This is a genomic window from Pseudaeromonas aegiceratis, from assembly GCF_046254905.1.
In the GTDB taxonomy this organism is placed as follows: Bacteria; Pseudomonadota; Gammaproteobacteria; order Enterobacterales; family Aeromonadaceae; genus Pseudaeromonas; species Pseudaeromonas aegiceratis.
The window spans coordinates 3,038,573-3,059,523 of sequence record NZ_CP158016.1 but is presented as its reverse complement, the minus strand read 5'-3'; the positions used below and the strand labels follow the sequence as shown (position 1 = coordinate 3,059,523).

The 20,951-nt window shown below is 61.8% G+C and carries 30 protein-coding genes; 12 read left to right on the top strand and 18 right to left on the bottom strand.

The window, feature by feature from the left end:
* Positions 1-7: 7 nt before the first annotated feature.
* The gene (gene yjgA, locus ABHF91_RS14425) at positions 8-541 is read right to left on the bottom strand and encodes a ribosome biogenesis factor YjgA (RefSeq protein ID WP_409420952.1); all 534 of its coding nucleotides are present in this window, start codon (positions 539-541) and stop codon (positions 8-10) included.
* Between the two features lie 152 nt (positions 542-693).
* Here yjgA and pmbA point away from each other — a divergent pair, with 152 nt between their 5' ends.
* Entirely contained in the window at positions 694-2,037 is a 1,344-nt protein-coding gene (pmbA, locus tag ABHF91_RS14420; protein ID WP_409420951.1) for a metalloprotease PmbA, read from the top strand.
* Between the two features lie 2 nt (positions 2,038-2,039).
* Here pmbA and ABHF91_RS14415 read toward each other — a convergent pair whose 3' ends face one another.
* From ABHF91_RS14415 to ABHF91_RS14365, 11 genes are all read right to left on the bottom strand, one after another.
* Complete coding sequence (locus tag ABHF91_RS14415) at positions 2,040-2,411, bottom strand: hypothetical protein (RefSeq protein WP_409420950.1); 372 nt, start codon at positions 2,409-2,411, stop codon at positions 2,040-2,042.
* A 68-nt stretch (positions 2,412-2,479) separates the two neighbouring features.
* Complete coding sequence (locus ABHF91_RS14410) at positions 2,480-2,755, bottom strand: HPr family phosphocarrier protein (protein ID WP_409420949.1); 276 nt, start codon at positions 2,753-2,755, stop codon at positions 2,480-2,482.
* Positions 2,742-3,608 carry an RNase adapter RapZ gene (rapZ, locus tag ABHF91_RS14405; RefSeq protein ID WP_409420948.1) on the bottom strand — a complete coding sequence of 289 codons (867 nt, stop codon included), beginning with the start codon at positions 3,606-3,608 and terminating at the stop codon, positions 2,742-2,744. The genes ABHF91_RS14410 and rapZ overlap by 14 nt, the downstream gene beginning before the upstream one ends.
* Before the next feature lie 7 nt (positions 3,609-3,615).
* Positions 3,616-4,062: a PTS IIA-like nitrogen regulatory protein PtsN gene (ptsN, locus tag ABHF91_RS14400; protein WP_409420947.1), complete on the bottom strand. Its 447-nt coding sequence runs from the start codon at positions 4,060-4,062 to the stop codon at positions 3,616-3,618.
* 2 nt (positions 4,063-4,064) lie between these two features.
* Positions 4,065-4,352 carry a ribosome hibernation promoting factor gene (gene hpf, locus ABHF91_RS14395; protein ID WP_409420946.1) on the bottom strand — a complete coding sequence of 96 codons (288 nt, stop codon included), beginning with the start codon at positions 4,350-4,352 and terminating at the stop codon, positions 4,065-4,067.
* 35 nt (positions 4,353-4,387) lie between these two features.
* Positions 4,388-5,836, bottom strand: coding sequence for an RNA polymerase factor sigma-54 (locus tag ABHF91_RS14390; protein WP_409420945.1), 1,449 nt, complete (start codon positions 5,834-5,836; stop codon positions 4,388-4,390).
* Between the two features lie 45 nt (positions 5,837-5,881).
* On the bottom strand, positions 5,882-6,607 hold the full coding sequence (lptB, locus tag ABHF91_RS14385; RefSeq protein ID WP_409420944.1) for an LPS export ABC transporter ATP-binding protein: 726 nt from the start codon (positions 6,605-6,607) through the stop codon (positions 5,882-5,884).
* A gap of 2 nt (positions 6,608-6,609) precedes the next feature.
* Positions 6,610-7,134 (bottom strand): lipopolysaccharide transport periplasmic protein LptA, encoded by a 525-nt coding sequence (gene lptA, locus ABHF91_RS14380; RefSeq protein WP_409420943.1) that lies wholly within the window; start codon positions 7,132-7,134, stop codon positions 6,610-6,612.
* The gene (gene lptC, locus ABHF91_RS14375; protein WP_409420942.1) at positions 7,109-7,669 is read right to left on the bottom strand and encodes an LPS export ABC transporter periplasmic protein LptC; all 561 of its coding nucleotides are present in this window, start codon (positions 7,667-7,669) and stop codon (positions 7,109-7,111) included. Before lptC ends, lptA begins: the two co-directional genes overlap by 26 nt.
* Positions 7,666-8,223 (bottom strand): 3-deoxy-manno-octulosonate-8-phosphatase KdsC, encoded by a 558-nt coding sequence (kdsC, locus tag ABHF91_RS14370; RefSeq protein WP_409420941.1) that lies wholly within the window; start codon positions 8,221-8,223, stop codon positions 7,666-7,668. The genes lptC and kdsC overlap by 4 nt, the downstream gene beginning before the upstream one ends.
* Positions 8,220-9,194 carry a KpsF/GutQ family sugar-phosphate isomerase gene (locus ABHF91_RS14365; protein WP_409420940.1) on the bottom strand — a complete coding sequence of 325 codons (975 nt, stop codon included), beginning with the start codon at positions 9,192-9,194 and terminating at the stop codon, positions 8,220-8,222. Before ABHF91_RS14365 ends, kdsC begins: the two co-directional genes overlap by 4 nt.
* Before the next feature lie 144 nt (positions 9,195-9,338).
* On the opposite strand from ABHF91_RS14365, the gene mlaF reads away from it, so the two are divergent.
* The 7 genes from mlaF to murA are packed head-to-tail and all read left to right on the top strand — an operon-like array spanning position 9,339 to position 13,854.
* Entirely contained in the window at positions 9,339-10,142 is an 804-nt protein-coding gene (mlaF, locus tag ABHF91_RS14360; protein ID WP_409420939.1) for a phospholipid ABC transporter ATP-binding protein MlaF, read from the top strand.
* Entirely contained in the window at positions 10,142-10,921 is a 780-nt protein-coding gene (gene mlaE / locus ABHF91_RS14355; protein WP_409423129.1) for a lipid asymmetry maintenance ABC transporter permease subunit MlaE, read from the top strand. The genes mlaF and mlaE overlap by 1 nt, the downstream gene beginning before the upstream one ends.
* A 5-nt stretch (positions 10,922-10,926) precedes the next feature.
* Positions 10,927-11,400, top strand: coding sequence for an outer membrane lipid asymmetry maintenance protein MlaD (gene mlaD / locus ABHF91_RS14350; protein WP_409420938.1), 474 nt, complete (start codon positions 10,927-10,929; stop codon positions 11,398-11,400).
* Between the two features lie 21 nt (positions 11,401-11,421).
* Positions 11,422-12,051 carry a phospholipid-binding protein MlaC gene (locus ABHF91_RS14345; protein ID WP_409423128.1) on the top strand — a complete coding sequence of 210 codons (630 nt, stop codon included), beginning with the start codon at positions 11,422-11,424 and terminating at the stop codon, positions 12,049-12,051.
* Complete coding sequence (locus tag ABHF91_RS14340; protein ID WP_409420937.1) at positions 12,048-12,308, top strand: lipid asymmetry maintenance protein MlaB; 261 nt, start codon at positions 12,048-12,050, stop codon at positions 12,306-12,308. The genes ABHF91_RS14345 and ABHF91_RS14340 overlap by 4 nt, the downstream gene beginning before the upstream one ends.
* Positions 12,309-12,322: 14 nt before the next feature.
* A complete protein-coding gene (gene ibaG / locus ABHF91_RS14335; RefSeq protein ID WP_409420936.1) occupies positions 12,323-12,580 on the top strand; it encodes a BolA family iron metabolism protein IbaG in 258 nt (85 codons plus the stop codon).
* A gap of 14 nt (positions 12,581-12,594) precedes the next feature.
* Positions 12,595-13,854: a UDP-N-acetylglucosamine 1-carboxyvinyltransferase gene (gene murA, locus ABHF91_RS14330; protein WP_409420935.1), complete on the top strand. Its 1,260-nt coding sequence runs from the start codon at positions 12,595-12,597 to the stop codon at positions 13,852-13,854.
* A 64-nt stretch (positions 13,855-13,918) separates the two neighbouring features.
* On the opposite strand, the gene degS is transcribed toward murA, so the two are convergent.
* From degS to ABHF91_RS14315, 3 genes are all read right to left on the bottom strand, one after another.
* Positions 13,919-15,073, bottom strand: a complete 1,155-nt coding sequence (gene degS, locus ABHF91_RS14325) for an outer membrane-stress sensor serine endopeptidase DegS (RefSeq protein ID WP_409420934.1) — start codon at positions 15,071-15,073, stop codon at positions 13,919-13,921.
* Between the two features lie 60 nt (positions 15,074-15,133).
* On the bottom strand, positions 15,134-16,498 hold the full coding sequence (locus tag ABHF91_RS14320) for a DegQ family serine endoprotease (protein ID WP_409420933.1): 1,365 nt from the start codon (positions 16,496-16,498) through the stop codon (positions 15,134-15,136).
* A 74-nt stretch (positions 16,499-16,572) separates the two neighbouring features.
* Positions 16,573-16,959: a YhcB family protein gene (locus ABHF91_RS14315; protein WP_409420932.1), complete on the bottom strand. Its 387-nt coding sequence runs from the start codon at positions 16,957-16,959 to the stop codon at positions 16,573-16,575.
* Positions 16,960-17,417: 458 nt separating this feature from the next.
* Here ABHF91_RS14315 and rplM point away from each other — a divergent pair, with 458 nt between their 5' ends.
* Both rplM and rpsI read left to right on the top strand, forming a co-directional pair.
* Positions 17,418-17,846, top strand: a complete 429-nt coding sequence (gene rplM / locus ABHF91_RS14310; protein ID WP_409420931.1) for a 50S ribosomal protein L13 — start codon at positions 17,418-17,420, stop codon at positions 17,844-17,846.
* 14 nt (positions 17,847-17,860) lie between these two features.
* A complete protein-coding gene (gene rpsI, locus ABHF91_RS14305) occupies positions 17,861-18,253 on the top strand; it encodes a 30S ribosomal protein S9 (protein WP_409420930.1) in 393 nt (130 codons plus the stop codon).
* A 175-nt stretch (positions 18,254-18,428) separates the two neighbouring features.
* Here the strand turns inward: rpsI and ABHF91_RS14300 are convergent, their stop codons facing one another.
* Positions 18,429-18,578, bottom strand: coding sequence for a hypothetical protein (locus tag ABHF91_RS14300; protein WP_409423151.1), 150 nt, complete (start codon positions 18,576-18,578; stop codon positions 18,429-18,431).
* Between ABHF91_RS14300 and sspA the strand changes: the two genes are divergently transcribed.
* Together sspA and ABHF91_RS14290 are read left to right on the top strand one after the other, a co-directional pair.
* Positions 18,547-19,179 carry a stringent starvation protein SspA gene (gene sspA / locus ABHF91_RS14295; RefSeq protein ID WP_409420929.1) on the top strand — a complete coding sequence of 211 codons (633 nt, stop codon included), beginning with the start codon at positions 18,547-18,549 and terminating at the stop codon, positions 19,177-19,179. The genes ABHF91_RS14300 and sspA overlap by 32 nt on opposite strands.
* A gap of 15 nt (positions 19,180-19,194) precedes the next feature.
* Complete coding sequence (locus ABHF91_RS14290) at positions 19,195-19,620, top strand: ClpXP protease specificity-enhancing factor (protein ID WP_409423127.1); 426 nt, start codon at positions 19,195-19,197, stop codon at positions 19,618-19,620.
* 58 nt (positions 19,621-19,678) lie between these two features.
* Here ABHF91_RS14290 and ABHF91_RS14285 read toward each other — a convergent pair whose 3' ends face one another.
* On the bottom strand, positions 19,679-20,086 hold the full coding sequence (locus ABHF91_RS14285) for a DoxX family protein (protein ID WP_409420928.1): 408 nt from the start codon (positions 20,084-20,086) through the stop codon (positions 19,679-19,681).
* A gap of 40 nt (positions 20,087-20,126) precedes the next feature.
* A complete protein-coding gene (locus tag ABHF91_RS14280; protein WP_409420927.1) occupies positions 20,127-20,906 on the bottom strand; it encodes a dioxygenase in 780 nt (259 codons plus the stop codon).
* Positions 20,907-20,951 lie beyond the last annotated feature (45 nt).

Genomic DNA, 20,951 nt, shown 5'->3' with positions numbered 1-20,951 from the left:
TTACGCGTCAGATCTGGTCTTCGAGACCATCCCGCAGGTACTTGAACAGCTCGCGGAAGGCGCTGGGGGCCTTGCCCTGTTCCTGCTCCTTCTTGGCCTGGCGCACCAGTTGGCGCAGCTTCTGCCGATCCAGCTCGTGGTTTAAGGCCAGCAGCTCGTTGATCACCTCGTCGCCCTCGGCCAGCAGGCGGTCCCGCCACTGCTCCAGCTTGTGGTGGCGCAGGTTGGCCCCGCTGTGGCGGTTGCGGATCTCGTCCATGGCGGCCTCAATGGCGCTGATGTCCCGGTTGCGCATCAGGCGGCCGATAAACTGCAGGTGGCGGCGCTTGGCCTCCCGCTTGCCCTCCAGGCGGTGGGCCAGGTCGATGGCATCCGCCAGCTCCTCATCCAGGGGCACCTTGGCCAGTTCGCTGGGCCGCAGGGCCACCAGCTCCTCGCCCAGCTTCTGCTGGGCTGTGGACTCCCGCTTGAGCTGGTTTTTGCTGACGTAGTCCTCGTCGTCCCAGGAGTCATCCTGGTGCTGGTCAAAATCTTGATTCATATGACGCTCATGTCGCTAAGTATGGCGGATATATTACCAGCTTCTCCCGCTGATGGGTGGCCTGTGGTAGGCTTGGCGGTTACCAACCGGGGCGGTTCCCCGGCAACCCTCGCGGCCGGGCGCGGTGCGCCCCACACTGGATACGCATTACTATGACCCTTGACGAACAGATCCGCCAGGAACAGGCACAATTGGAAACTGTGGTGGCCGATGCCCTCGCCCTGGCCCAATCCCTGGGGGCGGACAGCGCCGAGATCTCCATCAGCAAGCAGACCGGTATCTCGGTGAACACCCGGGGTGGCGAGGTGGAGAACATAGAGTTCAACAAGGACGGCGCCCTGGGCATTGCCGTCTACCGCCAGGGGTGCAAGGGCTCGTCCTCCACCACGGACTTGAGTCCCGCCGCCCTGGGCCGCTGCGTGGAGGCGGCCCTGGAGATCGCCCGCCACACCGCCTGCGACCCTTATGCCGGCCTGGCCGAGGCGGACTGGATGGCCTGGGATGCGCCTCAGGTGGACCTGCTTTACCCAGCCGCCCTGGATCCGGCGGCGGGCATCGCCCTGGCCAGCGCCTGCGAGCGCCACGCCCTGGGGCTGGATCCCCGCATCAAGCACTCCGATGGCGCCAGCTTCAGCAGCCACACCGGCATCAAGGTCTATGGCAACACCCACGGCTTCGTCAAGGGCTATGCCGGTAGTCGCCACAGCCTCAGCTGCGTGCTTATCGGCGAGCAGAACGGCGACATGGAGCGGGACTACAGCTACTCCTCCTGCCGGGATCTGCAGGACCTCTGGTCGCCGGCCCGCATCGCCGAGGAGGCGGTGCTGCGCACCGTCAGCCGGCTGGGGGGGCGCAAGGTCAAGACCTGTCAGGTGCCAGTGCTGTTTGCCCCCGAGGCGGCCACCAGCCTGTTTGGTCACCTGGTGGCCGCCATCAGCGGCGGCAACCTGTACCGCAAGTCCTCCTTCTTGCTGGATGCCTTGGGGCAGTCCATCTTCCCCGAGTGGCTCACCGTGTTCGAGCAGGCTCATCTGGCCAAGGGGCTGGCCAGCTCCCCCTTCGATGCCGAAGGGGTGCGCACCCGGGACCGGGCCATCATAGAGCAGGGGCGTCTGGCCACCTACCTGCTGACCAGCTATTCCGGCCGCAAGCTGGGGCTGGCGTCCACCGGCCATGCCGGCGGCATCCACAACTGGCAGGTGCAGGGGCGCGGCGAGTCCCAGGAGCAGTTGCTCAAGCAGATGGGCACCGGCTTGCTGGTGACCGAGCTGATGGGCCAGGGGGTGAATATCGTCACCGGGGATTACTCCCGTGGTGCGGCGGGCTTCTGGGTGGAGAATGGCGAGATTGCCTATCCGGTGCAGGAGATCACCATCGCCGGCAACCTCAAGCAGATGTTTGCCAACCTGCTGGCGGTGGGGGCGGACGTGGATAGCCGCTCCAGCCTGCTCACCGGTTCCGTGCTGGTGGACAGCATGAAGCTGGCCGGCAGCTAGGCTCAGAGCAGATAGCGGACCTGCAACCCCACGTAGTGCTCCCCGTCGCGGTACAGATCGGGGCTGACACAGAAGTGGTCGACCGTGACGGCGCCCAGCAGGGAGCCGGCCATATGGGAGCCGGCGTCCAGCACGGAGAAACGACCGCCGCTGGCCCATTGGGTCCCTTCCCCCAGGATGCCCGCCAATGACGAGAGGCCAAAGCCCATCCAGAAGGCATCCTGCTCCGGGTAGTAGTGCTGGGTGATGAGGCTGATACCGCCGGCCATGGCGGCGCCGCCGGCGAAGTGACTCAGTTCACTGTTGAAGCTGTCATTGGCGTAGAGCGACAGGGAATAGAGCAAGGCGCAGGCGCCGAGTTTCCAGCGAGGCATGGCACATCTCCCGAACTGGTGGGCCCCCGATCCAGGGGACATCCAGGCAAGTATGGACCACTTTGACACTACTCGGTTTCGTCGAAGCGGTCCGCCACCAGTTGTTCTACCGCCGTCATCAGGGCGGCGGCATCTTCGCCTTCACAGATCACCCGTATGGTCTCCCCCTGGGCGGCCTCCAGCATCAGCAGGCCCATCACGGAGTCGGCATCCGCCTGACGCTCACCGTTGCAGACCGTCACTGTGGCCTGGAAGCTGGCGGTCAGCTGCACCAGCTTGATGGCGGCCCGGGCATGCAGGCCCAGCTTGTTGACGATGGGCAGGCGCTTCTCAATGCGCGGCATGGGATTTCTCCAGGCTGTGGTGGCGGATCTGCACCGTCTTGCCGGCGGCCTTGAAGCGGGCGGCCAGTTGCTCGACGATGAAGACGGATCTGTGCTGGCCGCCGGTGCAGCCTACCGCCAGGGTGACGTAGCTGCGGTTGTTGCGCTCCAGGTGGGGGAGCCAGTTGCTCAGCAAGGTCTCGATCTGCTGTATGTACTGCATGACGTCGGCATGGCCGCGCAGATAGCGGCGCACCGGCTCGTCCTTGCCGGTGAGGGGGCGCAGCTCGGCGATCCAGTGGGGGTTGGGCAGGAAGCGGGCATCGAACACGAAGTCGGCATCCTTGGCGATGCCGTACTTGAAGCCGAATGACTCGAACACCAGCACCAGTTCCTTCTCCTTCTTGCCCAGCACCCGTTCCCGGATCTGTTCGCTGAGATCGTGAATGCTCAGGTGGCTGGTATCGATGCGCAGATCGGCGCTGGTGGAGAGGGGAGAGAGCAGGGTGGTCTCATGCTGGATGGCCTGCTCCAGGGTCAGCTGCTTGCGTGACAGGGGGTGCAGGCGGCGGGTCTCGCTGTAGCGGCGGATGAGGATGGGGTTGTCGGCGTCGATGAAGAAGCTGGTGAACTCCAGATCGACGGCCTGGCGCAGCTGGCCCAGGATCCGCTCCAGATCCTCGCTGTGATCCGGCAGGTTGCGCACGTCTATGCTGACCGCCATCTCCTCAAACTTGCCGCGCAGCTCCGCCACCAGTTGTGGCAGCAGGGCGACGGGCAGGTTGTCCACACAGTAGTAACCCAGATCCTCCAGTACCCGCAGGGCTATGGTCTTGCCGGAACCGGAGCGGCCACTGACGACGATGAGTTTCATGGGCTCCTCAAGGGGCGGTGATCAGTTGGTAGAGCATTTCATCACTGTCAGCCAGACGCAATTGGCGACAGAGGTTTTTGTCGCTCAGTTTCTTGGCGATCTGCCCCAGGGTCTGCAGATGTTCCTTGCACTGGCTTTCCGGCACCAGCAAGGCAAACAGGATATCCACGGGTTGGTTGTCGATGGCATCGAAGGGGATGGGGTGTTCCAGGGTGAGCAGCACGCCGGTCAGCGGCAGCTCATCCGGGATGCGGCCATGGGGAATGGCGATGGCGCCACCTATGCCGGTACTGCCCATCTTCTCACGGGCCAGCAGGCATTCGAACAGCTCCTGGCTGTCGACGCCCAGCTGCTCGGCCGCAAGTTCACTGATGATTTCGATGGCGCGCTTTTTACTGGAGCAGGGAACTGCACTCTTGGTGCAGTTCCCGCTGAGCAGGTCGGAGAGTTGCATGGTTATTTGCTGGAGATCTTTTCTTTGTATTTGATGAGTTGCCGATCCAGCTTGTCGATCAGGGCGTCGATGGCGGCGTACAGGTCCGCATCCTGGGCATTGGCAAAGATCTCGCCGCCGTTGACGTTCAACTTGGCTTCGGCGATCTGGTTGAGTTTTTCCACGTTCAGGATCACCTGGACGTTGTTGATCTGTTCGAAATGACGCTCCAGCTTGGCAAATTTGGCGTTGACATAATCGCGCAGGGGATCGGTGAGTTCGATGTGATGACCTGAGAGATTTATTTGCATAACGTCGTCCTTAAGTAGGGCCCCGTAAGTGTGACTTACAGTAGGCGTTTGCGCTGACTAGACGGAGGAATCGACAAGGACTCCCGGTACTTGGCGATGGTCCGTCTGGCTACCATGATACCTTGCTCGGTGAGCAAATCCGCGATCTTGCTATCGCTTAATGGTTTTGCCGGATTCTCGGCCGCCACCAGCTTCTTGATCAGGGCGCGGATGGCGGTGGAAGAGCACTCCCCCCCACTCTCAGTATTGACGTGGCTGGAGAAAAAGTACTTCAGCTCGAAGATACCTCGGGGGGTATGCATGTACTTCTGGGTGGTGACCCGGGAGATGGTGGACTCGTGCATCTCTACCGCTTCCGCCACGTCGTTGAGCACCATGGGCTTCATGGCCTCTTCACCATACTCGAAGAAGTCCTGTTGCTGCTTGACGATGCAGTTGGCCACCTTGAGCAGGGTGTCGTTGCGGCTCTCCAGACTCTTGATGAACCACTTGGCCTCTTGCAGGTGGGAGCGGATGAATTGGGTATCGCTGCTGTTGCGAGCCTGGCGGGCCATGGAGGCATAGGTCTCGTTGATGCGGATCTTGGGCATGGCGTCGGGATTGAGCTCCACCACCCACTTGCCGTGCTTCTTGGTCACCGCCACGTCCGGGATGACGTACTGGGATTCGCTCTGCACCACCCGGTTGCCGGGTCTGGGCTCCAACTGCTGGATGAGATCCAGCACCTCTTTGAGCTCCGTCTCCTTGAGCTGCATCTTGCGGGCCAGGGTGCGGTAGTCCCGGTTACCCAGCAGATCCATGTGTTCGGCCAGCACCTGCTTGGCCTCGGTCAGCCAGGGGGTGCCGGCGGCATATTGGCCCAGCTGGATCTGCAGGCACTCCTGCACCGAGCGGGCGGCGACGCCGATGGGGTCGAAGTGCTGCACCCGCTTGAGCACGGCGGTCACCTCGTCCAGCTCGACCGGCATCTCCTCGTTGCTCACCGCCTGTATGATGTCGTCCAGCGTCACCGTGAGATAGCCTGAGTCATCCACCGCATCTATGATGGCCAGGGCGATGGCTTGATCCACCTCGCTAAAGGGAGTGAGGTGCATCTGCCACAGCAGGTAGTCCTGCAGGGTCTCGGTGGTTTCCCCCTGATAGAGGTAGTCCTCGTCGCCACTGATGGGGCTGCTGGACTGGCCGGAGCCGGCGGCGGTATAGACCTCGTCCCAGGAGGTGTCCATGGGCAGCTCGTCCGGCAGCTTGTCCTGCTCCATGGCTTCGCCTGTGTCCAGCTGGCTGCTGTCCTGCGCCTCCTCGTTGGGCAGCTCCGATTCGTGGTTATCGCTCTCCTCCTGCTCCAGCAGCGGATTGGCATCCAGGGCCTGCTGGATTTCTTGCTGCAGCTCCAGGGTGGAGAGCTGCAACAGACGAATCGCCTGCTGTAGTTGTGGCGTCATGGCCAGAGACTGACCCAGTCGCAACTGTAAGGATGGCTTCATCTATTTCCGTATGTCCTTGTTAATGCAATGCCGGTGACGTGAAGATCAAATGCTGAAGGCGTCACCCAGGTAAACCCGCTTCACCTGTTCATTGGCCAAAATCTCGCTGGGCGTCCCTTCCGCGATCAGATGTCCATGGCTGACGATATAGGCTTTCTCACAGACATCAAGTGTTTCCCGCACGTTGTGGTCGGTGATGAGCACGCCCAATCCCCGATCCCGCAGGTGTTCAATGATGCGTTTGATGTCGTTCACCGAGATAGGGTCCACCCCGGCGAAGGGCTCATCCAGCAGGATGAAGCGCGGCTCGGCCGCCAGGGCCCGGGCGATCTCCACCCGGCGGCGCTCGCCACCGGACAGGCTCTGGCCCAGGTTCTGGCGGATATGGGTGATGTGAAACTCTTCGAGCAAGGCCTCCATCTTCTGTCGCCGCTCCTCGTTGGTCAACTCGGGACGGATCTGCAGCACCCCCAGCAGGTTTTCTTCCACCGTCAGGCGGCGAAAAATCGAGGCTTCCTGGGGCAGGTAGCCGATGCCGTTGCGGGCCCGCAGGTGCATGGGCATGGAGCTGATGTCCAACTCGTCGATGCAGACCTGGCCGCCGTCCTGTTGCACCAGGCCGACGATCATATAGAAGGAGGTGGTCTTGCCGGCACCGTTCGGTCCCAGCAGCCCCACCACCTGGCCGGCGGCGACCTGCAAGGAGACGTCGCTCACCACCTGGCGCCCCTTGTAGCTCTTTTTCAGATTGGCGGCATGTAACAGGGCCATGCTTAGGGTTTCTCCTGGGCCGGTTGATCGAAGCTGCCCATGTCAGCGGGCAGGAAGATGGTCTTGACCCGGGAGCCCCCGCTGCTTTCGGCCACCATTTGCTGTTTCTGGATGTCGTAGCGGATCTGGTCGCCGCTGATCTCGTTGTCCGACTGCTGGATCCGGGCATTGCCATTGAGCACCACCATCCGCTCCTTGAGCTTGTAGCTCAGGCGATTGGCCTGGGCATCCACCGGCTTGCCGTTGTCCAGCAGCTGGTGGAAGCGGGCCGGCTTGCCGGTGGCGATCATCTCGTCGGCGCCCTTGTCGCCGTGGCGGATCACCTCCACCTTGTCGGCATGGATTTCAATGGTGCCCTGGCGGATCACCACGTCATCCAGAAAGGTCAGCTTGTTGTCGTTGAGCTCGGCCACCTGACGGACAGAGTCCACGTAGACCTTTTGCTTGTAGTCGCTTTGCTTGGCCATCACGGGTTGCAGGCACAGGGCCAGCAGGCACCACTTAAGGCTGGTTGAAGTAGATACCATGACTCTTGTCCAGAATTTCATAAATGCGTTGATTCAGTTGCCCGCGCAGCCCCAGGCCTTCCAGGTGGAAACGGGGTCCTTCCATGGTCACGGGGTGGTGGTTGCGGACCTCGTTACGGATGAGATCCATCTCCAGATAAGGGGTCTCGAGCCAGTTCAGGGTGTCGTTGGGGGTCAGGGCCTGGATGCGGACCTGATCCCGTAAGATGGCGTTGTCGTTCAGGTTGAGAATGCCCTGCTGGGCACTGATCCGCCACTGGGCCTTGCCCTGTTCATCGTGGGCAATGATAACGGGGTTGAACAGCTCCGTCTGCTCCAGCTGGTTGTAATATTCGGTGTAGTCGGCAGAGACCTCGTTGCGCAGCAGGCCGTTGTCGGCAAAATTGAGATATTTCAGCTTGTTGGCGGTGAAGGTTGGCTGGTAGTACTCCTCCGGGTTGGTGAGGGTACCGGAATCGCGACCGGCCTCGAACCAGCGCCAGCTCAGCAGACTGAACAGGAAGAGCACGCCGATGAGCAGCGTTTGCCGACTCATACCGAGGGCCCCTGTGCCGATTCGAGAGCGCCCAGGGCCTGCAGGAGCAGATCGCACAGCTCTCGCACCGCCCCTTCGCCGCCCTTGAGGCGGCAGATGAAGTCGGCGTCCTGCTGTACCAGGGGGTGGGCATCGGCCACCGCCACCCCCAGACCGCAGGCACGCATCACCGGCAGGTCGATGACGTCATCGCCTATGTAGGCCACCTGGTCGGCGGTGAGGTCCAGCTTCTGCAGCAGCTGCTGATAGACAGGCAACTTGTCCCCCTGACCCTGATAGACGTGGCGCACCCCCAAGGAGAGCATGCGGTCACTGACGATGCGGGAGGAGCGTCCGGTGATCACGGCCACCTCGACGCCCTGGGCCATGACGGCCTTGAGGCCGAACCCATCCTTAGTATGGAAGCTCTTGAGCTCCTCGCCGTTGTTGCCCAGGTAAATCTTGCCGTCCGACAGCACGCCGTCCACGTCGCAGATCAGCAGGCGGATGCGGCGGGCCGCCTCCAGAGCCGCCTGGGGGACCGGGCCGTAGGGGGTGTTGGCCGTCTGACTCATACCACCCCCGCCTTGAGCACGTCATGCATGTTGAAGGCCCCCACCGGCTTGTGGTCGCCGTCCACCACCACCAGGCCGTTGATCTTGCGGGACTGCATCAGCTGTACCGCTTCGGCGGCCAGCATGTCGGGACCGACCGTGATGCAGTTGGCGGTCATCACCCGGGCTATGGAGGTCTGATGAATGTCGATCTGCTGATCCAGGATGCGGCGCAGATCCCCGTCGGTGAACAGGCCCGCCAGACGGCCGTCGCTTGCCACCACGGCGGTCATGCCCAGCCCCTTGCGGCTGACCTCCAGCAGGGCCTGGCTGATGCTGGCCTCCTGAGGCACCTGGGGCAGCTCGTCGCCGGCATGCATCAGATCGCCGGTGCGCAGCAGCAGGCGTCGGCCCAGGCTGCCACCGGGGTGGGAGAGGGCGAAATCATCGGCGGTGAAGCCCTTGGCCTCCAGCAGGGCCACCGCCAGGGCATCTCCCAGCACCAGGGTTGCCGTGGTGCTGGAGGTGGGGGCCAGCCCCAGGGGACAGGCCTCGTGCTCCACCCGGGTGTTCAGGTGCACCACGGCCTCCCGGGCCATGGTGGAGGTCGGTTTGGCGGTCATGGCGATCATGGGCACGCCCCAGCGCTTGAGCACCGGCAGCAGGGCGATGATCTCATCGCTTTCCCCCGAATTGGAGATGGCGATGACCAGATCCTTGGGGCCCACCATGCCCAGATCGCCGTGGCTGGCTTCACCTGGATGCACGAAGAAGGCGGCGGTGCCGGTGCTGGCCAGGGTGGCGGCAATCTTGCGGCCGATATGGCCGGACTTGCCCATGCCCATGACGATGACCTTGCCCTGACAGGCAGAAAGCCGCTGGCAGGCGTCGTCAAAGGCCTCATCCAGGGTGGCATACAGGTTGTCGATGGCTTGTTTTTCGATATCCAGCACCCGTCGGGCGACCCGACGAAAATCGAATTGATCCGGCATCAAGGCAGGCTCCAGCAGAAGATTAACCGGCCGATTATATGAAACCTCAACGTCATATGCGACCTCCGTGCCAAGGCTGGTTGCAGTGGTCAAGCGGCAACCGGTACAATCCCCCTTTCGCTTGTACCCATTTCCTGTGTACCCATGGGGGAGTGTCGTTTGACAGATTCATTGGTTCAGATAAACAACCTGAGCTTCAGCCATGGTGATCGCCTGCTGTACGACAACATCAGCCTGACCATTCCCAAGGGCAAGGTCACGGCCCTGATGGGGCCCAGTGGCATCGGCAAGACCACACTGCTGCGGCTCATTGGTGGCCAGCTCAAGCCCGATAGCGGCCAGGTGCTGTTCGATGGCCATGACGTGCCGACCCTCGGCCGCCGTGCCCTGTATGAGCTGCGCAAGCGCATGAGCATGCTGTTTCAAAGCGGCGCCCTGTTTACCGGCATGACGGTGTTCGACAACGTGGCCTATCCGTTGCGCGAACATACTCAACTGCCCGAAGAACTCATCCGCACCCTGGTGCTGATGAAGCTCGAAAGCGTCGGCCTGCGGGGGGCTGCCGAGCTGATGCCCTCCGAGCTCTCCGGCGGCATGGCCCGGCGGGCAGCCCTGGCCCGGGCCATCGCCCTGGATCCGGAACTCATCCTCTATGACGAGCCCTTCGTCGGTCAGGATCCCATCACCATGGCGGTGCTGGTCAAGCTCATCCGCCAGCTCAACCAGACCATGAGCATCACCTCGGTGATCGTCTCCCACGATGTCCCCGAGGTGATGAGCATCGCCGACTACGTCTACCTGATTGCCAACAAGCGGGTGGTGGCGGCCGGCACGCCGGAGGCGCTGCGTCGGGAGGGCAACCCCGAGGTGGTGCAGTTTGTTCAGGGGCTGCCCGACGGGCCCGTGCCCTTTCATTATCCCGCCGGCAACTACCTGGAGGCGCTGTGATACTGGTTGCGAAAATTTCGGCCCTGGGCCGGCAGGGGGTGCGCTTGCTGAGCGGCCTGGGCCGGGCCGGCGTCATGCTGTTCCACGCCCTGGTGGGCAAACCCGAGCCCCTCAAACACTTCCCGCTGCTGGTACGCCAGCTGTATGTGGTGGGGGTGCAGTCGGTCCTGATCATCTTGGTGTCCGGTCTGTTTATCGGTATGGTGCTGGGGCTGCAGGGCTACAACGTGCTGGTGGACTTCGGTGCCGAAGGCTCCCTGGGCCCCCTGGTCTCCCTCTCCCTGTTGCGGGAGCTGGGCCCTGTGGTGACCGCCCTGCTGTTCGCTGGTCGTGCCGGTTCGGCGTTGACCGCCGAAATTGGCCTGATGAAGGCCACCGAGCAGCTCTCCAGCCTGGAGATGATGGCGGTGGACCCCCTGCGGCGCATCGTCTCGCCGCGCTTCTGGGCCGGGGTCATCAGCCTGCCGCTGCTGGCGCTCATGTTCAGCCTGATCGGCATCTACGGCGGCAAGCTCGTCGGCGTCGACTGGCTGGGAGTGGATCAGGGTAGCTTCTGGTCCGGCATGCAGGCGGCGGTGGATCTGCAGGAGGACATCATGCAGGGCTTCATCAAGAGCCTGCTGTTTGCCCTGGTGGTCAGCTGGATCGCCCTGTTCAACGGTTATGATGCCAAGCCCACGGCGGCGGGCATCAGTGAGGCCACCACCCGTACCGTGGTGCATTCGTCCCTGGCGGTGCTGGGGTTGGACTTTGTGCTCACCGCAGTCATGTTTGGATGAAAATCATGAAATTTAGCAAAATTGAATTTACAGTCGGCCTCTTCATGCTGGCCGGCATCCTGGCCGGTGTCGTGCTGGCGTTGCAGGTGGCCGGGTTGGCGCTGGATACCCGGGGCAGCAGCTATACCCTGTATGCCAAATTCGACAACATCGGTGGCCTCAAGGTGCGCTCGCCGGTGAAGATCGGTGGTGTGGTGGTGGGCCGGGTGGCCAGCATCCACATCGATGCCAAGAGCTTCACCCCGGTCGTTGAGCTGCAGATCCAAAGTCAATATGATGACCTGCCCAACACCTCCAGCGCGTCCATCCTGACCGCCGGCCTGCTGGGTGAACAGTACATCGGGCTTACCCCCGGTTTCATGGATGAGGAAATGGGCACTGAGTTGCTCAAGCAGGGTGACTACATTGAGGACACCAAGCCGGCCATAGTGCTGGAGGACCTCATCGGCAAGTTCATCTACAGCCAATCCAAACAGTAAGGAGTCGTTTCCATGCTGCGCATTTTTTCGCGTGTGTTGTGCCTGTTGGCCTGTGTCGGCCTGATGCCCGTGGCCCTGGCGGCGCCCCAGGATCCTTATCAACTGATCGATGTGGTGGCCCAGAGCACCTTTAAGCGCATGAACAAGGAGCAGGCCCGCATTCATCAGGAGCCCGGCTACCTGCGCCAGGTGATCCGCGAGGAGCTGCTGCCCTATGTGGACAACCGCTTCGCCGCCTACAAGGTGATCGGCAGCAACATCAAGAACACCTCGCCGGAGCAGCGTGATCGCTTCACCGAAGCCTTCACCGACTATATTGTCGCTACCTACGCCGATGCCCTGGGCAAGTATGACAACCAGACCATCCAGGTGGAGCCGGCCAAGCCGCTGGGTGAGCAGAAGATCGCCTCGGTGAGCGTCAAGGTGCTGGAGCCCGGTGCACCGGACATCACCGTCATCTTCAAGATGCGGCAGAACAGCAAGACCGGTGAATGGAAGGCCTATGACATGGTGGCCGAGGGCATCAGCCTGCTGGCGGCCAAGCAATCCGAGCTGGGGGGCATGATCCGGCAGCAGGGCATCGATAAGGTCAGCGCCATGCTCGAAGAGCACAACAGCAAGCCGGCCACCCTGCCGAGCAAGAACTCATGAAGCTTGAGGGAAGCCTGAATGCCGCCTGGGCGGCCAGCAGTTGGCGCCAGCAGGCCCAGCTGTTTGCCCAGGCAGAGGCCGATCTGACCGAGGTGGTGCGGCTGGACTCCGCCGGTCTGGCCCTGCTGGTGAAGTGGAGCCAGTCCTGTCTGGCGCGGGGTGAGCGGCTGCGCATCCTGGGGGCCGATGACAACTTCCTCAAGCTGGCCAGCCTCTATGGGGTGGCCGAACTGTTCGACCTGGCACCGCTTCACTAATCGAGAGTTTACCTATGCAACCTAGCGAGATTGAGAGTATCCTGCGCTCCGCACTGGCATTGGACGAAGTTCATGTCAGCGGGGAGGGCGGTCATTATCAGGTGATTGCCGTGGCGTCCCTGTTCGACGGGATGAGCCGGGTGAAGCAGCAACAGGTCATCTATGCCCCCCTGATGGAGCAGATCGCCAGCAACGCCATTCATGCCTTGAGCATCAAGGCCTTCACCCCCGCCGAGTGGCAACGCAACAAGAAACTCATCATGCCTTCTTGAGGTCGGCACTATTCATGGACAAATTCAAAATCAACGGCGGCTGCACCCTCAAGGGTGAGGTCACCATCTCCGGGGCGAAAAACGCCGCCCTGCCCATACTGTTCGGTTCCCTGCTGTGTGACGAAGAGATCCGGCTGAGCAATGTGCCGCATCTGAAGGATGTGACCACCACCCTGAAGCTGCTGGAACTGCTGGGTGCCAGCGTCAAGCAAAACGGTAGCGTGACCGTGCTGGCTGGCGCGGTGAACAACCATGTAGCCCCCTACGAGCTGGTGAAAACCATGCGCGCCTCCATCCTGGCGTTGGGCCCCCTGGTGGCTCGCTTCGGCAAGGCCGATGTCTCTCTGCCCGGAGGCTGTGCCATCGGCGCGCGGCCGGTCAACCTGCACATCCATGGCCTGGAGCTGATGGGGGCCACTGTGGTGGTGGAAGACGGCTACATCAAGGCCCGGGTGGATGGTCGCCTCAAGGGCGCCCATATCCTGATGGACATGGTCTCCGTCACCGGCACCGAAAACCTGATGATGGCCGCCGTCCTGGCGGACGGTCAGACCATCATAGACAACGCCGCCCGGGAACCCGAGGTGGTGGATCTGGCCCACTTCCTCAACGCCCTGGGGGCCAAGATCTCCGGCATCGGTTCCGATCGCCTGGTGATCGACGGGGTAGAGAAGCTGCATGGCGGTAGTTACCGGGTGCAGCCGGATCGCATCGAGACCGGCACCTTCCTGGTGGGCGCCGCCATCTCCGGTGGCTGCATCGTCTGCCGGCAGACGGACCCCAGCCTGCTGGAGGCGGTGCTGGTGAAGCTGGAAGAGGCGGGTGCCCTGATCGAAAAGGGCGCCGACTGGATCAAGCTGGACATGACGGGGCGGACCCTGAAGCCGGTGAACATCACCACGGCTCCCTATCCGGCCTTCCCCACCGACATGCAGGCCCAGTTCACCGTGTTGAACGCCGTGGCCAAGGGCACCGGCATGGTGACCGAAACCATCTTTGAGAACCGCTTCATGCACGTGCCTGAGCTGAACCGCATGGGCGCCAGCATAGAGCTGCAGGGCAACCTGGCCATCTGCCGGGATACCGAACAGCTGAGCGGTGCCCAGGTGATGGCCACCGATCTGCGGGCCTCCGCCAGCCTGGTGCTGGCCGGCTTCGTGGCCCAGGGGGTGACTGTGGTGGATCGCATCTACCACATCGACCGGGGCTATGAGCACATCGAAGAGAAGCTGCGCGGCCTGGGGGGTGAAATCACCCGGGTCAAGGGTGAGTAAGTCGCCGGATGGCAATAAAAAGCCCTGCAATTGCAGGGCTTTTTTTGTAGGTTAACCGCACCGCTTAGCTTGCGTTGTCCGTCGGCTCGCTGTCGCTTGCCTCATTGCTCTTTTGCCGCAGGTGCTGGAAGCGCATATCCTCTTCGATGGTCACCGGCACCTCCAGCCGCTTGCCGTCCCGCAGCACGGTAAAGCGCACCACCTGGCCCGGCTTGCTCTCGGCGATGCTATCCATCACGGAGCGCACCCCTTGCAAGGGTTGACCGTCGATCATCAGCAGCACATCGCCGTGAGCCAGACCACCCTTGGCGCCGGGGCCGTTAGGGTCCAGGTTTTCCACCACTAGGCCGCTCATCTCCCCCAGGTTGAGCAGGCGGGCGGTGACCGCATCCACCTCCACGGTGGAGACCCCCACATAGCCGCGGGAAACCCGGCCATTGGCGATGAGCTCGGTCATGATGCGCCGGGCCAGCTTGTAGGGGATGGCGAAGCTGATGCCGTAGCTCTCCTGATTGCTGCTCAGGTGATAGGCGGCGGTGTTGATGCCCACCAGTTCTCCCCGGGTATTCACCAGGGCGCCGCCGGAGTTGCCCGAGTTGATGGCCGCGTCGGTCTGCAGCAGATCCTGCCGACCATTGCTGTCCGGGCCCATGGAGCTGAGGCCGTTGCGGCCGGTGGCGCTGATGATGCCCTGGGTGATGGTCTGGCCTACGTTGTAGGGATTGCCGATGGCCAGCACCACGTCACCCACCTGGGGGGGCCGCTTGGCATTTTGCGGTATGACCGGCAGATTGTCGGCACTGATGCTGAGCACTGCCAGATCGGTGGGCACATCCATCCCCACTAGATCGGCGGTGAGGATACGACCGTCTTGCAGCGCCACTATGATCTGGTCGGCATCGGCGATCACATGGTAATTGGTGAGGATCTGCCCCTTGGCCGTCATGATGACCCCGGAGCCCAGGCTCTTGGGTCTGAGTTCGGTGTCGTTGCTGTCCCGCAGGGAGCGCTGAAAGCTGCGGGTGTAGATGTTGACCACGGCCGGGCCGGCCAGCCGGGCGGCGGCGGCATAGCTTACCGGCGGGGAGTCGAGGATCTCGCTACCATAGTCGCCGGTCTTGTATCTGAGCTTGGGAAAGGCCAGCAGCAGCAGGCCGGCGACTGCCGCACCCAGCAGGGTGGCCTTGACGAGATAGGCAAGCAGGGAGGTCAGTTTCATCGCGAGGCGTCTCGACTCCGTATAAAAAAGCATGGCCGCCTGTGCGGCGGCCATGTGGGGTTAGCGCAGGACCAGGTAGAGGCTGGAGTTGTCGCGCTTGATGTTGATGGCCAGCAGCTTGTGCTTGCCCTTGAGGGCCTTGCGGAGATCGTCCAGGTTCTCGGTGCGCACCCGGTTGACCCCCAGGATCAGATCGCCCTTCTGCAGGCCGGCGGAGGCGGCGGCGGAGTTTTCCGCGACCTCTTTCACCAGCACACCGGCCGGCTTGCTGCCGGGTTCACTGTCGGTGAGGGTGGCACCATCCAGAGCGGAGTGCAGCACGCTGGCCTTGGCCTCGGTGAGATCGGCCTGCTTGAGGGTGACGGTGACCGTCTTCTCCTTGCCGTCACGGATCAGACCCAGCTTGACCTGCTTGCCGGCGCCCATGGTGGCGATCTTGGCGCGCAGTTCGCCGAAGGAACCCACTGGGTTGCCGTCCAGGGAGATGATGATGTCACCGGCCTCAATGCCGGCCTCTTGTGCGGCGGAGCCCGGCATCACCTGATTGACGAAGGCGCCCTTCTGCTTGTCGTAGCCGAAGGTCTTGGCCAGATCGCTGGTCAGCTCGCCCCCAGAGATACCCAGGATGGCCCGGCGGACTTCACCGTACTTCACCAGCTGTTCGATCAGGTTCTTCACCATGTTGGAGGGGATGGCAAAACCGATGCCGATGTTGCCGCCGTTGGGGCCCAGGATGGCGGTGTTGATGCCGATGAGTTCCCCCTTGAGGTTCAGCAGGGCGCCGCCGGAGTTGCCGGAGTTGATGGCGGCATCGGTCTGGATGAAGTTCTCCAGGTTTTCGATGTTGAGTCCGCTACGGCCCAGGGCGCTGATGATACCTGAGGTGACGGTCTGCCCCAGCCCGAAGGGGTTGCCGATGGCGATGGCAAAGTCACCGACTTGCAGGGCATCTGAGTTGGCCAGCGGGATGGCGGTCAGATCCTTGCCTTCGATCTGCAACAGGGCGATGTCCGACTGGCTGTCATCCCCCACCAGCTTGGCCTTGAACTCCCGGCCATCCTTGAGGGTGACCATGATGTCATCGGCCTCGTCGATCACGTGGTGGTTGGTGATCACATAGCCCTTATCGGCATCCACTATCACCCCGGAGCCCAGGGCCTGGAACGGGCGCTCCTGCACCTGCTCCTGCGGCATGTTGGGACCGAAGAAGAAACGGAAGGGTTCGGGAATGGCTTGGCGCGTGACTTTCTTGCCGGAGACGGAAATGTTGACCACCCCCGGCGAGGCTTGGCTGACGATGGGGGCCAGGCTAGGCAGGGCCTGACCATCGATGGCCAACGGCAGGGCGGCTTGGACTGTGATGGGGCTCAGTACCAGACCAAGGCTTAAAGCAAGGGCACATACAACAGGACGGGTTGAACGCATTACTCTCTGCTCCTCATACATGATAAGTGATTGTTAAATCACACCATTATGACAACGGATGAATTAAATGGTTCCTAACCGGTTTTCTGCTGGTCCCTCAGCAACCCAGAGGGTTCGCCTGAATAATCAAGCGGCTGGACGTCGACACCATATTCTTCATCGACGACGTTGGTGTCAATCTGCTCATGTTTGAAGCTGGCATTTTCCCCACACAGCTTCTGGTTCTGCTCGGCCATGTACTGGTACAGGCGCTGGTATTGCTCATCCAGTTGTTCCAGCAGGGCAGCAGAACCGGTGAAGTGATCGCCGAGATCGCGTTTAACCTGTTCCAGCTCCTTGCGGGACTTGTTGTAGGCGGATTGCAGCTTGGCGGCATCACCGGCACGGGAGGTGAAGCGACCGATGATGAAGCCCACCACCAGGGCGACCAGAACGGACAGGATCAGAGTGAATTCATTCATAACAACACCTTAAGGCTGACTGGCGTGAAACGTAAGCCGGCTCACTATAGCTTGTCCCCCCTGGTGGCGGTACTGCTTTTGCCGGTGGGCCCCTCAGGGAGCGGGCTGGATCACGGCAGTTGGCCGTCAGCGGGCTTCGATTGGGCGAAAGCCTGCAGGAATGCCTTGCCAGAGTGGGCGTTTGTTCGTCAGAATACGCCGCTTGTCTGTGCCGGGGGCATCCGGCGTAACAGGCATGGGCCGGGCGGCTAGCAAATTTCATGGGCAATGAAATTTCAAGGTGATTTCTTGGGCGACTTTACCTATAATCGCCCGGCCCACGTTACAGGCCGCCAATCTGGCGGTACTAGCATTTGAAACCTGCTTGTATTCGAAGGGATACGGGAGGACTTCGTTCATTATGTGTGGGATGTCCCCACGCATGATTATTACTTCACAGGTAATATGGGTTTAGCTAAATGAAAACTTTCGTTGCCAAGCCAGAAACCGTCAAGCGTGACTGGTATGTTGTTGACGCCGAAGGCAAGACTCTGGGTCGCCTCGCTACTGAAATTGCTAGCCGTCTGCGCGGTAAGCACAAGCCGGAATACACTCCGCACGTTGATACCGGTGATTACATCATCGTGATCAACGCCGAGAAGGTAGCCGTAACCGGTAACAAGGCTGCTGCCAAGATGTACCACGCTCACTCCGGTTTCCCCGGTGGCATCAAGTCCATCAGCTTCGAGAAGCTGATCGACCGTAAGCCTGAGATGGTTATCGAAGCTGCCGTCAAGGGTATGTTGCCGAAGGGTCCGCTGGGTCGTGCCATGTTCCGTAAGCTGAAGGTTTACGCAGGTGCAGAGCACAACCACGTTGCTCAACAACCTCAAGTACTGGATATCTAAACGGGATTAGGCAAATGGCAGAAAATCAATACTACGGTACTGGCCGTCGCAAAAGCTCCACTGCTCGTGTGTTCGTCAAGCCCGGTAGCGGTAATATCGTGATCAACAAGCGTTCTCTGGAAGACTACTTCGGTCGTCCGACTGCCCGCATGGTAGTCCGTCAACCGCTGGAGCTGGTCGAACTGAGCGAGAAGCTGGATCTGTACATCACCGTCGTTGGTGGTGGTATCTCCGGCCAAGCTGGCGCTATCCGTCACGGTATCACCCGTGCTCTGATGCAATACGACGAGACCCTGCGCGGCACCCTGCGCAAGGCTGGCTTCGTTACTCGTGACGCCCGTCAGGTGGAACGTAAGAAGGTCGGTCTGCACAAGGCGCGCAAGCGTCCGCAGTACTCCAAGCGTTAATTCGCTTACGACTCAGGTCGAGAAAACCCGGCAGCAGTGCCGGGTTTTTTTTTGCCGTTTGCCAAGGTGTTTACCGGCTTTGGGCGAAGAAAGTCACGGCGAACGCTGCTCAAATGGCGCGAGATCTGGTAAACTTTCTGGCCTGCTCTGCCACCTTGGCGCAGCGGTGGCATCTTCACCCGAGGGCCTGCGGTTCACCACCGCCCTCGGCGACCGGGTGGAAATGTAGATGCATTTTTCGATGGGGGCCGTCGGCCCGCGTCGTATTTTTTGATTGTGAATTGGAGGGGTCAATGGCTTTCGCTGCCAACAAACGTTCAATCATGACTCTGTTTTCCGGGGCCAATGACATGTTCAGCCACCAGGTGCGCATCGTGCTGGCCGAGAAAGGGGTCAGTGTCGATATCGTGCAGGTGGATGTGAACAATCTGCCCGAGGAGTTGTTGGAGCTGAACCCCTACAACAGTGTGCCGACCCTGGTGGATCGGGATCTGGTGCTCTACACCTCCCGCATCATCATGGAGTATCTGGACGAGCGGTTCCCCCACCCGCCCCTGATGCCCGTCTACCCGGTGGCCCGTGGCAACAGCCGGTTGATGATGCATCGCATCGAGCTGGACTGGTACAGCCTGGTGGCGCGCATCGAGGCCGATGGTGCAGATGCCGAGGCGGCCCGCAAGGAGCTGCGTGAAGGCTTGCTGGCCATCGCCCCCATCTTTGCCGAATACCCCTACTTCATGAGCGAAGAGTTCAGCCAGGTGGATTGCTACATGGCTCCGCTGCTGTGGCGTCTGCCGCAACTGGGCATCGAGCTGACCGGCAAGGGTGCCAAGGAGCTCAAGGGCTACATGACGCGCCTGTTCGAGCGGGATTCCTTCCAGGCCTCCCTCACCGATGTCGAGCGTGAAGTGCGCGGCGGATTCTAAGCCATGTCACAGGATATGACTCCCAGTCGCCCTTACCTGCTTAAGGCGTTCTTTGATTGGCTGTTGGATAACGAGATGACGCCGCATCTGCTGGTCAATGCACGGGTGCCCCATGTCAAGGTGCCCATGCAGTACGTGCAGGATGGGCAGATTGTCCTGAATATCTCACCCAATGCCGTCATGGCCTTCACCATGGATGCGGATGCGGTGAGCTTCAACGCGCGCTTCGGCGGTGTGCCGTTTCAGGTCTATATTCCCATGGCGGCCGTGCTGGCCATTCATGCCCGGGAAAACGGCGTGGGCACCTTCTTTCCCCCTGAGCCGGCCTATGAGGAGTGGCTCAAGGAGGCGGATGCCGATGTGGCCACCACGGCGACGCCGGATGATGAGCCCGAGCCGCCACGGCCCAGCGGCCGTCCCAGCCTGCGGGTGGTGAAGTAAGCCTGTTTGTTTGACATAAAAAAAGCCGAGCGATAGCTCGGCTTTTTTATTGGGCCATTCAGGCGGTCTTCTTGCTGCCCAGGCTGGGCCAGAGGGCATAGGGCCCATCCCCCAGCAGGGCCAGCACCAGCTGCAGCATGACCCACAGTGCCGGGAATTCCCAGCCGCCATTGGGGCTGGAGAAGACCCACCCATTGCCGCTGTGTACCACCAGGGCCCCCAGGATCACCGGTAGTTGCAGCAGGGCGACCCAGCGGACCTGCACCCCCAGGAGAAGTAGGACGCCACCACCGGCCTCCGCCGCCATGGTCAGCCAGGCGAAGATGGGCGGTATGCCGAGGGAGGCAAAGTAGCCGACGGTACCGGCGGGGGTAAAGATGAATAGCTTCATCAGACCGTGGGCCAGGAACAGGGCGCCAAGACTGAGGCGCAGCAACAGGGTGGCGGTGGCAACCTTGTTATTCATATGGGGATCTCCTTAGGGTGTTTCGGTTGGATTGCTTGGCCTAGCGGCCGGTTTCGCTGGCGCCAAGCTGCACCGAGCGGTGTGAAAACGAGCCAAATTCGAAGCCGTTCACCGGGAAGCTCAAGGCATCCTCCGGCAAGCTGGCCCCCAGGGTGACAAACAGGGGCAGGAGGTGATCCGGGGTGGGGACCGATTCCCGCGCGCCCGGCGCCTGTTCCCAGCGTGTCAGGCCTTCCCAGTCCCGCGCCAACAGGCGCTCCTCGATCCACTGATCGAAGTCCCGGGCCCAGGGGGCGACCACCCCGTCCGGGGTCCATTGCCGCAGGTTGTGGGTGATGAGGCCACTGCCGATGATGAGCACCCCCTGATCGCGCAGCGGCGCCAGCAGCTCACCCAGGGCCAACAACTGGCCGGCATCGTGGCTGGGCAGCGAGATCTGCAGCATGGGGATGTCGGCTTCCGGGTAGAGCCCCAGCAGGGGGATCCAGACACCGTGATCCCAGCCGCGCTCCGGCCGTTCGCCAAACGCCCATCCCTGTTCCGTCAGCAGCGCCTTGACCTGGTTGGCCAACTCGGGGGCGCCGGGAGCCGGGTACTGCAGCCGGTAGTAAGACTGGGGAAAACCGTAGAAGTCATACACCAGCGGCTGGGTCTGGCTGGTGCCCAGCATCAGGGGGCGGGTCTCCCAGTGGGCGGAGATGACCAGCAGGGCCTTGGGCCGTGGCAGCTGGCTGCCCCAGGCGCGCCATTGGGCGAAGCGTTCGGGCTGTTCCAGGGTGAGGGGACTACCGTGGCCGATAAAAATCACTGGCATACGCATCTGTACTACTCCTATTTCCGCTTGGCCCTCAAGGCCGATGAGCCC